The sequence below is a fragment of the Shewanella atlantica genome (genome assembly GCF_003966265.1).
Classification (GTDB): domain Bacteria; phylum Pseudomonadota; class Gammaproteobacteria; order Enterobacterales; family Shewanellaceae; genus Shewanella; species Shewanella atlantica.
In genome coordinates this window covers 124200-138343 of sequence record NZ_RXNV01000011.1, presented here as the reverse complement: position 1 = coordinate 138343, position 14144 = coordinate 124200, and the positions used below count along the sequence as shown (strand labels likewise).

Sequence of the window (14144 nt, the reverse complement as noted above, 5' to 3'; positions counted from 1 at the left end):
CAACTAAAAAATCAAAGGAGAAAAAGGCTAGAAAATAGACCATGATTATGGTCATATAACACCAATTGGGTGGATCACTTTTAGATGCAAATCGTGGATCAGTTTTACCTGCAAATTAACAGACGGTTCCTGAACTATCACTCTTAGTGGATAAGGTTTAGCTCTTACTTTGTTGCGTCTGTAAGTTATTGAATAGTAGCTGTGTTTTATTGCTGGTTTTTTATTAGGACTAAATGTTTAGCTTTCTTATTAGCTATTGATTTTAAGTTGATAATTTTGATAAGTTCATTGTGAACTGCCGAATAGGCAGCTGAAAATATAAACGAATCTAGCGTTTGTCCAGTAATATTGTGACCTGCCGTGTAGGCAGCTGAAAATAAAAACAATCGTTTCGATGTTCATGTTAATGCAACAAACTGCCGAAAAGGCAGTAAAGACCTCTTCTCATTGTTGTGGGAGGAGGTTTTTTATTTATTCCGGGAATAAAAAGTAGCTAAGTATTTACCATTTTTACTGTTAAAAATTTTCTCTCCATTCACCTTGCTTACCGTTACGCCCTTCTAACTTACTATTAAAACTCCTAAAACAGACATACACCGGAGTTTATATGTCACAGCAAAAAAAGAGTCCTCAATCACAACAAAAATCAATGACAGCAGAAGCGGCTGCTCGTATTCATAGTGCAGAAGCACATGCTAACGGAGGTCAAGTATCTAAAGGTAGCTTTACTGCACGCGCACAGAAAACAGTGGCTGCTAAAGCCAATAAATAGTAGTGCGAATTACAAAGGGGTAAGCGCTCTTACCCCTTTGATATAAGGAATGCTAAATGAAGCGCTTTAGTAAAGATAAGGATATTAATTCCTTCATAAGACAGCTGATTAAGTCGGATAAATGGTATTGTTTGCGAGGTAAGAAGCATAACTCGGTATTCTCTCCAAAGGGAAAGCGCGTAACCGTGCCTTCAACACCGAGTGATAGGCGAGCATACATCAACTTTAAAAAAGATATTGAAAGGGTCATTTCTTGTGAAGCTGCTTAATTCTGAACGAAAAGCACCATATCCAACAGTCCAAGCCGTATTGAGGGAGATAGCTGGTGCACTAGGTACTAAATCATACCTTTCACAGAATGTTGCTAGAAAGCTTGATGATAGCTGTGCAAAGAAGGTTGATATTCATGTTGGTGAGTTTGAAAATCTTAAAGAGTTAACTATTTTAACGCCAGTTAGAGATGTGTTTGATGATGAACTTGCGGCCCGCATGGAGTTATATCTTAATGCTGTTTTTGAACGCTATTTAGCTTGGATAGTGGAACATCCACTTGATGGGGTTTCTGTTTGTGAGGCAAGCGAGCTGTTTAGCCTTACAGGTTATTTTGAAGATCTACTGACGGGATCATTTCTCGAGAAGGACTCATTCGGACAAAAATTATGCCTTCCAGATGAAATGATATTGACCTTAATCGATGAAAAAAGCTCATCTGAGATGATTAACTTATTGGGAAGTAAGGAAGCGAAAGATAGGGTTCGTTTATGGGTTTCTGGTGAGGAGAGGCCATCATTTAAGTACGTAAGAAAGTTAGATCAAATTGCGTATGAATCTGATGTTTCTGATGCTGAATGGCTTCGCTATAAGTGGGGGATTATTGCTTCAAGGTTCATTATGAGCTTTCAGCCAAATATAAAGTTTGGATATATAACACAGAAGCATAGCGACACATTTAAATTTTTTTATGAACAGGTTTCAACTCAATATTTGAAAGCGAGAACATATGTATCAGCTATCTTGCATGAGTTTCGGAGTAAAGGGGAGAGCTGTAAGACTCATAAAGATCGTGAAAGAATAGAACGTTTGCTAGGTCTGTTAAAAGTGGAGTTAGATAGAGCAAATCCACAGCTCGATGTTCTCTATGTATTTCACCAGTTGAATGCGAGACATCTAGTCTTGGCTGGTGAGTTGGAGCTGGCTAACGAACAATATAAACTAGCCTTCGAGAAGTCTTTATATCGAGCCCACTCTAATAGTCAGATCCAGATCGTGATTCAAGAAGCCCTACTGGTCGCTTCATATCAAGCCAAGCCAGATCAAGTATTTCTTAAAAGGCTCAAATCAACTGCTATCCTGTTAGGCTTGGATTATCTTCCAGCTAAAACAGAAGAGAAAGGCAAATATAAGTTAGAAGTTTTGAGTAGTAATGAAGTGGCGGCCTATCGAAGTGAATTTGCACGTATGTTCCCTCAGGAGTGGGCATATCCATCTGTAGAGTATCCTAAGTATGCTTCCCAAGTGGGGTGGTTGTTTCAAGCATTAGACTCCGTGTCTGAACCTCAATTGAATAAGAAAAAGATTAAGAATGGTTGTGAAGGAATGTTGCAAAGGACAACAACTCCTCTGATTGAAGCTGCTACTAAAAATGACGTTGCTCTTGTGCAAAAATTACTTGATTCGGGTGCTAGTGTTAATGTTGTTTCTGAAGTAGGTGATTCGCCGCTTCTGATGGCTCTGACCCAACTAGATTTTGTCGAGCCAACATCTTCGATAGATGATCGGCTCTTCGATTTATTATCCGCACAAAAACATAGTGATAGTGTCTTAAATCAAAGAACAACAAGAAAAATGCTTACTCCATTATTTGCAGCTGTTGATACTGGTAATCCTGATGTGGTTAAGAAAGTGATATCCATGAGTCCTGGAGTTGAAATAGATCTCAAGGCTGGGTTGGATTTTATATCTCCCCTTTATCATGCCATGTCTTTGCTTAAGTTAGTGAAAGACCCCAATTGGTTTGAAGGTAAGATAAATAATATTACTGAGGAGGCTATTCATAGATTAAAGCCCATGATGGCAGGTTTTACCTCGACCTCTAACAGCGAAGAACTAGGTAAGTTGTTGAGAGGAGAAGGGCTATCGGAGCGGCAAAAAAAATTTATGAATAAAATGTCAGAATATAATTTTAACAGTTTTCTTGATAAGAAACCTTCACCAGCGAAGATCAGACACATTGCTAGGATTCTTATAAGAAAAGGTGCAGATGTAGATCTGGACCATCGAGTTCATGGTATGAAATATACTCCACTGATGTTAGCTGCAGAAATGGACGAAGTTAAATTGTTTAGAACCATGATTGAAAATGGTGGCTGCTGGGATAAGACCTATACCGTTCCAGCTAAGGTAATCTCCAAGAAGAAGGCTATTGATTGTCTGGATATTGCGATTAATTTTAAATCGACATCTGTAATTACATATATCAAAGAGCACCTAATGTAATTTAGTTACATTTAGAGTTTACTCATCAAGATAGAATACTCCCAATATGTCGGCTTATGGTTATATTTTGTGTCAGATTATGGTTATACCTTTAGGCTAACTGATTGAAAGCTGGAAGCCGTCTATGTCAGGTTATGCTTCCAGCAACAGCTGAGATAAGTTACATAAGTAAAGCTGAGGATCCCCAGAGCGTCGGCTGAGAGGTCCATTATGTCAAATGTTCTGCTGGGGATGAATGCCTGGCTGATCTCCTCCGCAAGAACGAAAACAGTCACGACCGCGGTGCCATAATAGACACGGAATTGACCTATCGGAAACGACTTGCAGCGAGAGGCTAGGTTAAACAAAAAAGTCAGCGTACCAAAAAGACAAAAGTGCCCCAACTTATCGCCATAGGGGATCATGCTTGTTATATCGAAAAACACGCTGCTGCCCCCGGTATTTGCCAGGTAGATCACCCACAAAATAAAGGTGGAAAAACCCAGCGCTAAACCAACTGCCAATTTATTCATTATGTTCCAGAGCCTTATATCTGTAGTCTCCTTTAACTTATGCCAAAAGCCAGATTCGAGTACAGTTAATGAATGTTAACCATTCCTTCTCTCGTTTACACACAGAATACAAAAAGGAGCCATATGGCTCCTTTCTGGTCTCTGCTGGCTAGTGAAATCTAGAAGTAGTGAACGTATTCAGCATGCACACGGTAGAGAACATCATCGAATCCAATTAAATCTTGTTCAGACGTGCGATCGATATACTCAGTTGCGAAGTGCAGCAGGTTATTTTTATTGGCCAGAGGAATAACGACACCAAAATTAATCTTATTGAAGGTATAAGACTTATTATCATCATAATTCCACAGGCCATCGTATCGGCTGTAGTTTAGTGATAATTGAACTCCGGTGTGGCTAAAGGTATAGCTGTTCTTCAATTCAAAATAGTAACCAAAACCGCGACGGTTGAGCTCTTCTTCTGTGATCCCTTGCGACTCTCTTGGCCAGTCATCATCTTTTTCCTCTTCGCTGAAGGCTAATCCTAAGGTGACCCCTAAGTCATAATGATGGGTGTCACCAAAACGCCTGTTAAGCGCCAGGCCCCCGACGGCAAGCTGCTCAAATTCCTCGAGTTGTTGACTGTTGTAATGGCCCGCGTAATGACCGATTACGCTGAGGGTATAATCGTCATCGTTATTGAGGCTCATGAAAGGACGCTGGTAATGAAGCTTAAGATCCATCGAATCCCGATATCTGTCTTCATCGTACTTCTCGGAATCTTTCTCGTAATAATAGGTACCGCGTGCCCGGAAATAATTTTTATTGAGCTTGTAGGTTTGATCGTATCTGAGATCGTCCCAAATGAGTGAGATGCCGGCGCCTTTCGATAAAGAACTGCCGGGTGAATCTTCATAGGCTTCCATACCCGAAATAATAGATGCGGCCAGCGAAGAGCCGACCTCTTCAGCATTCACTTGGAATGACAGACCTAAGGCCGCAATAGTCGTGCCGAGAGCTAATTTATTCATCGTATTCCCTGATGCTATTTGTTACTCATCTAATCGGAGTAAGTCATTTAATAAACAATATATTAGCACGGGATTTTGAAAGGGTCAGGCGGCATTAACAGTTTTCTGCTGATCCAACTCTATACCTAAACAGATGAGGATATCGATGGCTTGTGTTTGAGCTTATTACTCCATGGGTAACCAAACCTGAGCGTGTAAGCCACCTTCGGTTCGATTTGTTAGGACTATTTCCCCTTGATGACGATCGGTAATACGTTTGATGATGGCAAGCCCCAGACCGGAACCCACACTGCCCCTTGCCGTATCACCCTGAGTAAAAGGCTGAAATAGTTTGGGTATTTGATCTTCAGGAATACCGGGCCCATTGTCTTCGACACTGAACCCCACCCGTTTGCCATCGAAATGTGAACTCAATTTTACCCAGCCTCTACCATATCTGAATGCATTCTCAACCAAGTTACTGAGTATGCGCTTGACGGCGATGCTCTGCATGGGGATCTCGGGACATGGGTTGAGTTCGACTTCAATTTTTGCCTCTCGGTTCGATTCGGCTTGCACTACATCTTCTATCAAGTCGTTAAGCTGCCCCTGTTCTCGGGTACTTTCCTGATCTTGGCGGATATAGGAAATAAACTGATTGATGATGGCATCCATATCTTCGATATCGTGCACTATGCCGTCTTTGAGGTACTCATCCTCTTCAACCATCATCTCAGAGGCCAGACGGATGCGGGTCAGTGGCGTGCGAAGATCATGAGATATCCCTGCCATTAACAGGGCCCTGTCCTGTTCAAGCTGTTTCATGCTATGGGACATTTGATTGAAGGCGTTGGTCACTTCGACAATTTCGGTTGAACCAGTGAGGGGTAATGGTTCGGGATAGTCTCCCATCGAGACCGATATCGCCGCTTTTTGAAGTTTCTTGAGGGGCCTGTTTTGTTGTCTGGCAAACCACCATCCGCCGGCGACACTCAATGCACCTATCACCATAAGGTAGAGGGTGAGTGGCGACAGATCTGATTCGTTGAAGCCGGTTAAGGGAACCTTTATCCATATCGACGGAGCTTGAGGGGGACGGATCCAAATCTCGAAATCATCTCCCTGGGCTATCTTAACTTCGGCCTTGCCCCCCAAATGCTCAGACATCTGTGATGACAAGAAACCATAATATATCGCCTGATCGATACCCGCTTCCCGCGCCTGCTTCTGGTTGTAGATCTCCATGCCATCGTCACGCACCTTGGCATTTAGGGCATCGACCATGGTGAGATGTTCACGACCGATATCCACACCGTCGACGAAAAGCAACTTGACCTGACGCGCTATCAACTGATTGATCTGTTGATAGGTTGGCTGGATAAAATAGGTGGCCACAGAAAGGTATGACACCAGCTGATTAATCAGCAGCAAGCAGCCAATCAGCATGACAGTCTGACTAAATGCGCTACGGGGGAGAAACTTTTTCAGCCACTTCATCTTAGTGGCTGACCCTACCTGGCTGAGGTGACGAATAACAGCTTAAATGAAGGCTCTGGCTCATCGTCGGGCGGCGCCATCGGGAACAAACACATACCCAAGGCCCCACACAGTCTGAATATATCTGGGATTTGCCGGATCTTTCTCTATCAAGCGTCGTAAGCGGGAAACCTGAACATCGATAGAACGTTCGAGTGCAGAATAGTCGCGGCCGCGGGCTAAGTTCATTAATTTATCACGGGATAGCGGTTCACGTGGATGGCTTACTAATACCTTTAGTACGGCAAATTCACCACTGGTGAGAGAGATCGCTTCTTCGCCGTGGTACATCTCGCGAGTAGCAAGGTTTAATGCGAACTCACCGAAGGTGATCTCCTCCTCTTGCTGAGTCGGCGCACCCGGCACATCCTGGCTCTGTCTGCGCATCACGGCTTTAATTCTTGCCAGTAACTCACGGGGGTTAAATGGCTTAGGCAGATAATCGTCGGCTCCGAGTTCGAGGCCAATGATACGGTCAACCTCATCACCTTTGGCTGTCAGCATAACAATAGGAATGGGGTTTCCTGCCTGACGGAGTCTGCGACAGATAGATAAGCCATCTTCACCGGGAAGCATAAGGTCCAATACAAGTAGATGAAAGTTTTCACGCTCAAGTAATCGATCCATCTGCTCTGCATTGGCCGCACTACGAACCTGATAACCCTGCTCCATCAGATAACGCTCTAGCAAGGCTCTTAGCCTCATATCATCATCGACGACGAGAATTTTAGAGGTTTCCTGTCCCATGCTTATTATCCTTTTGATAGGTATTCAACGATGTTCGGTATCCAACTGGCTGATATTGAATATGAATCTTTTTAATTAAGGCTAATATAGCCGTTTATTCCTGTCAAAGACCAGCGCCCATTTTTTTGTCTATCACATTCTATTCACGTCATCATGAGTAATGACAAGCTTAACGCTTTGAATTTAATGAATATTATATCGTCTTAAACTCCTGGTTAATGAAATTGTAACTAAATAGAATTAAATCGTGTCCTCAATTTTTTACATACTCTGGAGGACTCAGCCTCTAACTCAGAGAATTTAGATCCATCCAGAGCTGTTCAGGAGCGCAATTGGGTGCACTTTTATAGGTTAGGAGAAATAGATTAGGCAAATCGCTTATCTGAGCGAACGCTCAGGGGATCTAAGCCTCGTTCATACCAGCCATCTTTGGTGTTTTTAATATTATCGAAAGACTGTATATAGGGTTTGATATCCAGAATCGGTGTTCCATCTAACAGGTCTATGCCACGGACGAAGATGCGGTTTGCCTCAACTCGCTCAATTTCGACAATCGATAATCCGATGGCATTGGGTCGCTTAGGTGAACGTGTGGCAAAAATCCCTCTGTGTTCATTGTCCAGAAACGGCTTTACCTTAAGATCATAACCCTCAGATTTATGTATATGAAACACGATGTAGATATGGGAGAAGCCATCGAGATCATCCAGTCCCGATGCATACTCCTCATCTAGGATCAGCTCACCAATGTCTTTTGATATTCCGGCACCCTGTACCGGGACATTCTCTATCTGTGTGAAGGGGGTTTTTGCGTATCCTATGGGGTTAAATTTGATCATTGCTATCTCTTTGTTACTTATTAAAAATGACTTATGTAATAACGGTCGTAATGAGCAGTTTAGCCACTCTCTGTAGATTAGTGAGATTGGGCCAGGTTTGAGGCCGTCATGCTAACAGCTTTTATTTGGGCAAAAAGAGACAAGGGCGGGCTTATCTTTAAGTCATCACAGGCCCTGCGAGTGATACTTCCCCACAAGCATATGTCGCCACTAATTTTTCAGGCCAATCGAAGTCTGGGGTAAATTGGGATAAATTCGGCTAGAGATAGTGCTGCCAGCGAGCTAAGATACGCGAATATTGTTTATATCGGCTTTGGAGCTAGATAGATGAAAGCCATGTTAATTACCCGTAAGGGTTGGCAAGCTTTAGATAAAGAACTCAAGTATCTGTGGAAAGAGTATCGCCCCGAGATCACCAAGAAGGTGCAGGAGGCAGCCGCTCAGGGGGATCGCTCCGAGAACGCCGATTACACATACAATAAAAGGCTTTTGCGTCAAATAGATAGCCGGGTTCGCTATCTGGTTAAGCGGGTCGAAGAGCTGCAGATCGTCGATTACTCGCCTCAACAGGAGGGCAAGGTATTCTTCGGTGCCTGGATCGAGTTGGAAAATGAGGCGGGCGAGATAGTGCAGTACCGCATCGTGGGTAAAGATGAGTTAGATACTAAGCTGGGCTACATCACCATAGACTCGCCCATGGCCCGTGCGCTTATCGGCAAGCAGGTGGACGACGAGGTGGTTGTCCCGACACCGCTCGGTCCTAAGGAGTGGTATATCAATAAGATACAATATCAGGCTTTTGACGATCCCCAGGATTAGATGGGTTCAATAGAGTTGGATAGTGCGCGGTTCTTCTCGGGTTCCCTTTCGGTTCCACTAACCTGAATCTGAGCCAATGATCGGCTTGGTGTAAAGCCGGGCCTACACGTTATGTTCGCTTATCAGCCCTGTGACATGGGAGAGTGACCCGAGTCACACTTATATGTCTCGTTATCTATACACTCGGGCTGTTCTGTTCATTTTTTCAAAACTGATCTCGATCAACACCGTCTTTTTCAATCCCTCTAGGCTGCATTCTCAATGAATTAAAGAGTGTCAGTGAACCAGAGAAGGATTGTGCCGTGTCTCCATCGATTAAAGATAACTTTGGTAGTGAGTATTACAACAGTTTGCCACTTTTTGGCGATTGCCTTGGCGAGTTATTGGCTTTTTTTGGGGTTAAGAGAGCCTATGGTGTCGGTGGTGATTTTGTCGCAAACCTGATCAACTCATTAGAGGGGCACCTCGATGTATTGCCATCGAGCAACGAGATGCACGCCGGCTTTAGTGCCTGCGCTCAGGCTGAGCTGAATCCTCTGGGGTTGTGTTTGACCACTTATACGGTTGGCAGTCTTCCTTGCGCTACGGCTGCAGCACTGGCGAGAACTGAAGGCTTACCTGTGGTCTTTATTTCAGGGGCGCCCGGTGAGGCAGAGGTGAATAGCCATGCCCTGCACCATTCGGTACACCCGCATACGGCCTGGCATACGGATCTTGATGCGGCCTTAAACTCTTTTCGGGCATTGGGTGTCAGAGCCGAGCGCCTGCAGGGACAGAGGCATAGCGGTCAGCCAAATATTGCCGCCGAGCAGTGTTTGGAGTTACTCAGTTATGCCTATCTAAATCGTCAGCCTGTGTTTATTGAGATCCCAAGAGACCTGATCAATCAGCCTACTCAGTCACTGAGTTTGCCGCAGTGCCCGGAGCAGATAGCGATGAATCAACCTCTTAGCTTGAGTGGTGCCGAGCTTATCGCCAAAGATATCGAGTCAAAGCTTAAACAGGCTAACAAGCCTTTGGTGTTTCTGGGGGAGAAACTGAGGCTGAATAGCCCACTACTCACTAAAATTATCTCATTTTGCCATCAACATCATCTGCCCTATGCGACCAGCTGGTTTGGTAAGGGGATGCTGGATGAAAGTGAAACGCTCTGTCTGGGAAGCTATAACGGTGCTTTCAGTGAACTCGAAGGCAAGCACTACATCGAATCTCAAGCCGACTACATTTTGGAATTAGGAACGGCAATATTTCCCTCCGATACCAATAATGCATTCAGCAGTCAGACCCATGCGATAGACACTCATGGCCATAAGACTATGCTGCGAGGCACGGCAAGATGGGAGAGAGATATTGAGGCCGTTATCGATCTTCTGCTGCAGACGTTACCTATAGGTGAGGCCATTGAAAATACTCAGGAGAAGGGAAGAGAGGAAGAGCATAAAGAGAAAGTAAGCTCGCCTCTGGAGTCTGTAACGCTTGGCTATCACAACTTAGCGGACACGATTAATCAGGCTCAACGTCAGCTTACCAACCCCTATATTTTCGTACCGGAAGTGGGCAGCTCCCTGTTTGCCAGCTTCGAACTGGAGACTCAGGCGAGTGATATCGGTAGAAGCTATCTGGCTAACCCCTGGTATGCGGCCATGGGAACCGCTCTTCCTTACGCAAGAGCCATCGCCGATCAACTAGCCGACGCTAACAGCCTGCAGCCGATATTAGTCATGATTGGAGATGGTGGTTTTAATTTTCAGGCTAATGAACTGATCAACCTGCAGAAGCAGGCGGCCAATGTGACGATTCTCTATATGAGAAACAATATATTTCATCTGGGTAAGGCGGGGGACGCCCCTATCTATTCCTGTAACGATCAAGGATTCGATCCAAGATTATTGATCCAGGCCTACGGTGGTCAGGGACATCTTTGTGAAACAACCGAGCAACTCACTCACTGTTTGATTGAGACGGCTCATAAAGGCGGATTACACCTGATCGAGGTGCCGACCTCTGTGGAAGCCGGGCATCAGAGCGAGACGACTAAGAAGCTTAATACTTACATAGGGTTCAGAAACGGTGACCCTCAAGCCACTCAAAAATGGAATGAGCTGTGTGGTACAAATTAAAGCCTATGGATAACGGAAGGGAAAGCGAAAGTTGACCACGCTTTTACATTCAGTTTCAGAAACGGCGATCCCCAATCGAGTCAAAAATGGAATGAGCTGTGTGGTCTTGCTTGATGGATCAAGGATAAGCCTGTTCGGAAGTAGTCAGTATTAGCTATGGCTAAATTGATGTCGGTCATGATGAGGCGGTATTTGTTCATGCTAATATCAAATTTTAAGCCTTGATATGTAAAGCGTTCCCTATAGGCTAGGGGACAGTTGGTTTACTCATATAGCGCAAGTGATTCTTCGACAGATAACAAAAATGGATAATAAAGATGGATAACACTCAGTATTTTTATCGTACCGCCATTTTCACACGCAAAGATAATCAGGTTTCCTTGGTTGATATCGAGAAACCGGAAGACACGACTCCGATGGAAGATTGGATGGCGATAGTGGTATCACTTGCCGATGGTCGTCATACGGTGAATGAGTTGATTGCTTATATGGGATCTCAATATCAAAGTGCGCCACAGGAGTTAGAAGATACGCTGCACTCGGTGCTGGAAAGGTTGCAGGAAGGGAAGATAGTTCAACTGAGTGATCAGGCTGTCGAGTTGCCCTATTATCTGGCCGAGCCTCTGGAGTCACTGGATATTGAAAAGGCGAAAGAATTGATCAAAGAGGATGGCTATATTCATCATTGATCGCTTTCTCAAATAAAGGCCCGCTCTCAGCGGGCTTTTTTGTTCACACGGTTTAAATCTCTTTAAGCATATTTCATGCAAGAGGTGTATAGGCTGTGCTATCTTTGGCAGCACTAAAATCTTTCTATCCAGGCACGACAAAACTTCTTATGCAAATGACGCAGAATATTGCCCAAATCATCGCTCAGGAACTGAATGTTCGCGAACAACAAGTCACTTCAACTATCACCTTACTCGATGATGGTGCAACGGTACCTTTCGTTGCGCGTTACCGAAAGGAGGCGACGGGAGGGCTGGATGATACTCAGTTGCGTACATTAAATAGCAGGTTGAGTTACCTGCGTGATCTGAATGATAGACGAGCGGTGATCCTATCGAGTATCGAGACTCAGGGAAAACTGACGCCTGAATTGAAAAAAGCCCTGGTCGATGCCGACAGCAAGACCCGTTTAGAAGATCTTTACCTGCCTTATAAGCCTAAGCGTCGCACTAAGGGCCAGATAGCGATCGAAGCAGGCATCGAGCCCTTGGCCGATTATCTGCTCGGTAACCGACAGGCAGATATCGAACTCGAAGCGGGTAAGTTTATCAATGCCGAGGCGGGATTTACCGATAGCAAATCTGTGCTCGACGGGGCGCGTTTCATTATCATGGAACGTTTCGCCGAGGATGCCGCGCTGCTGCAAAAGATAAGACAGCACCTTAACCAGAATTCTGTGCTCGAGAGCCGAATGGTTAAAGGGAAAGAGAAAGAGGGCGCGAAATTCCGTGATTACTTTGAGCATACAGAGAAGCTAAGCAAGATACCTTCTCATCGTGCTTTAGCCATGCTACGTGGACGCAATGAGGGGATGCTGAGTTTAAGCATGAATGCCGATCCGGACAGCGAGTCCAAGCAAAGCAGCTATTGCGCCGTTATCATCGCCGAGCACTTTAAGCTTAACCTGACCGATAGTGCGGTAGATCAGTGGTTGAAAACCGTAGTCACGGCAACCTGGCGTATCAAGATCGCACTTCAGATGGAAACTGAATTTCTTGCAAAGATGCGTGAGCAGGCTGAATCTGAGGCGATCAACGTTTTTGCCAAGAACTTGGGAGACCTTCTGATGGCTGCTCCGGCGGGAGCTAAGGCCACGTTAGGATTAGACCCGGGCCTGAGAAGTGGTGTGAAGGTGGCAATCGTGAACAACACGGGTAAGCTGGTAGCCCATACGACTATCTTCCCCCATGCTCCGCAAAACCAGTGGGATAAGTCTGTTCGCACCTTAGCCAACCTTGCCAAGATGCATAAGGTTGAGTTAATCGCGGTAGGTAATGGTACCGCTTCGAGAGAGACGGATAAGCTGGCGAGCGATCTGATCGCCAGCGTGAAAGCCGAGCTACCTGGTTTAACTAAGATTATGGTGAGTGAGGCGGGCGCCTCGGTCTATTCGGCCTCTGAACTCGCCGCCAATGAATTTCCCGATCTTGATGTCTCCATTCGTGGCGCCGTGTCTATCGCCCGCCGCCTGCAAGATCCGCTCGCAGAGCTGGTTAAGATCGAGCCTAAGTCGATCGGAGTCGGGCAGTATCAACATGATGTCAGTCAGAGCCAATTGTCCCAGTCTCTCGAAGGGGTCGTGGAAGACTGTGTTAACGGTGTCGGTGTCGATCTTAATATGGCTTCTGCGCCCTTGCTGTCACAAGTTGCCGGATTAAATAAAACATTAGCCAGAAATATTGTCACCTACCGAGATGAAAATGGTCAATTTAAACAGCGTAAGCAGCTACTTAAGGTTGCTCGTTTAGGCCCTAAAGCCTATGAGCAAGCGGCGGGGTTTTTGCGCATCAGCGATGGTGATAACCCACTAGATGCTTCCTCTGTGCATCCGGAAGCCTATTCGCTGGTGGAATCTATTGCTAAGGCAAAAGAGCAGGGCGTAGACACCCTAATGGGTAACAGTGAGCTGTTGCGTAGCCTGAAAGCCGAGGATTTCATTACCGAAAAATTTGGTCTGCCAACCGTCACAGACATTCTGGCCGAGCTCGACAAACCCGGACGAGATCCACGCGGTGAGTTTAAGACTGCCACCTTTAAAGAAGGTGTCGAAGAGGTTAAAGATCTTAAACTCGACATGATCTTAGAGGGTGTGGTGACTAATGTGACTAACTTCGGTGCCTTCGTCGATGTAGGCGTTCACCAGGATGGATTGGTGCATATCTCTTCACTGACGGATAAGTTTGTCAGTGATCCTCACACCGTCGTTAAGGCGGGTGATGTGGTGAAGGTTAAGGTGATGCAGGTCGATGTAGAGCGCAAGCGTATCGGTCTTAGCATGCGTCTGGATGAGAAGGCCGGTGATATGCCGGCGAGCCGATCTAACCAAAAGAACCAGTCAGGGTCTAAGCCTGCTGCTAAATCGAATCAGCAAGGTAAAGGCAAGCCGCAACATAGATCTCAGCCGAAACAACAAGCCAACGCTGCCATGGGCAATGCTTTTGCCGATGCCTTTGCTAAATTGAAGAAGTAATACCAGTAGGTATAACGATCACAAATACTTTTGTGATTGATGAGTTTGAGAATGTCGAATGGGTTATCCCATTCGACATTTTTTTTACTTATGCCTGTTAAAATTGTTTCTAGAT

Annotated in this window: 11 protein-coding genes; 6 read left to right on the top strand and 5 right to left on the bottom strand. The window is 45.1% G+C overall.

Going from position 1 to position 14144, the window contains the following annotated elements:
• Window positions 1-607: 607 nt before the first annotated feature.
• Both EKG39_RS23440 and EKG39_RS18395 read left to right on the top strand, forming a co-directional pair.
• Window positions 608-772 carry a hypothetical protein gene (locus EKG39_RS23440; protein WP_185817651.1) on the top strand — a complete coding sequence of 55 codons (165 nt, stop codon included), beginning with the start codon at window positions 608-610 and terminating at the stop codon, window positions 770-772.
• Window positions 773-1027: 255 nt separating this feature from the next.
• A complete protein-coding gene (locus tag EKG39_RS18395; protein WP_126507440.1) occupies window positions 1028-3268 on the top strand; it encodes an ankyrin repeat domain-containing protein in 2241 nt (746 codons plus the stop codon).
• Window positions 3269-3390: 122 nt separating this feature from the next.
• Here the strand turns inward: EKG39_RS18395 and EKG39_RS18390 are convergent, their stop codons facing one another.
• The 5 genes from EKG39_RS18390 to tsaA all read right to left on the bottom strand — a co-directional run bounded on the left by EKG39_RS18390 (window position 3391) and on the right by tsaA (window position 7891).
• Complete coding sequence (locus EKG39_RS18390; RefSeq protein ID WP_126507439.1) at window positions 3391-3780, bottom strand: VanZ family protein; 390 nt, start codon at window positions 3778-3780, stop codon at window positions 3391-3393.
• A gap of 158 nt (window positions 3781-3938) precedes the next feature.
• On the bottom strand, window positions 3939-4790 hold the full coding sequence (locus EKG39_RS18385; RefSeq protein WP_126507438.1) for a hypothetical protein: 852 nt from the start codon (window positions 4788-4790) through the stop codon (window positions 3939-3941).
• A 165-nt stretch (window positions 4791-4955) separates the two neighbouring features.
• Window positions 4956-6266 (bottom strand): two-component system sensor histidine kinase EnvZ, encoded by a 1311-nt coding sequence (gene envZ / locus EKG39_RS18380; protein WP_126507437.1) that lies wholly within the window; start codon window positions 6264-6266, stop codon window positions 4956-4958.
• A 60-nt stretch (window positions 6267-6326) separates the two neighbouring features.
• Window positions 6327-7052, bottom strand: coding sequence for an osmolarity response regulator transcription factor OmpR (gene ompR, locus EKG39_RS18375; RefSeq protein ID WP_126507436.1), 726 nt, complete (start codon window positions 7050-7052; stop codon window positions 6327-6329).
• Between the two features lie 365 nt (window positions 7053-7417).
• Window positions 7418-7891, bottom strand: a complete 474-nt coding sequence (gene tsaA / locus EKG39_RS18370) for a tRNA (N6-threonylcarbamoyladenosine(37)-N6)-methyltransferase TrmO (protein WP_126507435.1) — start codon at window positions 7889-7891, stop codon at window positions 7418-7420.
• Window positions 7892-8218: 327 nt separating this feature from the next.
• On the opposite strand from tsaA, the gene greB reads away from it, so the two are divergent.
• The 4 genes from greB to EKG39_RS18350 all read left to right on the top strand — a co-directional run bounded on the left by greB (window position 8219) and on the right by EKG39_RS18350 (window position 14029).
• Complete coding sequence (gene greB, locus EKG39_RS18365) at window positions 8219-8710, top strand: transcription elongation factor GreB (protein ID WP_126507434.1); 492 nt, start codon at window positions 8219-8221, stop codon at window positions 8708-8710.
• 302 nt (window positions 8711-9012) lie between these two features.
• Window positions 9013-10830 carry a thiamine pyrophosphate-dependent enzyme gene (locus EKG39_RS18360; RefSeq protein ID WP_126507433.1) on the top strand — a complete coding sequence of 606 codons (1818 nt, stop codon included), beginning with the start codon at window positions 9013-9015 and terminating at the stop codon, window positions 10828-10830.
• Window positions 10831-11147: 317 nt separating this feature from the next.
• Window positions 11148-11519, top strand: a complete 372-nt coding sequence (locus tag EKG39_RS18355) for a hypothetical protein (RefSeq protein ID WP_126507432.1) — start codon at window positions 11148-11150, stop codon at window positions 11517-11519.
• Between the two features lie 149 nt (window positions 11520-11668).
• On the top strand, window positions 11669-14029 hold the full coding sequence (locus EKG39_RS18350) for a Tex family protein (protein ID WP_126507431.1): 2361 nt from the start codon (window positions 11669-11671) through the stop codon (window positions 14027-14029).
• Window positions 14030-14144: the final 115 nt, after the last annotated feature.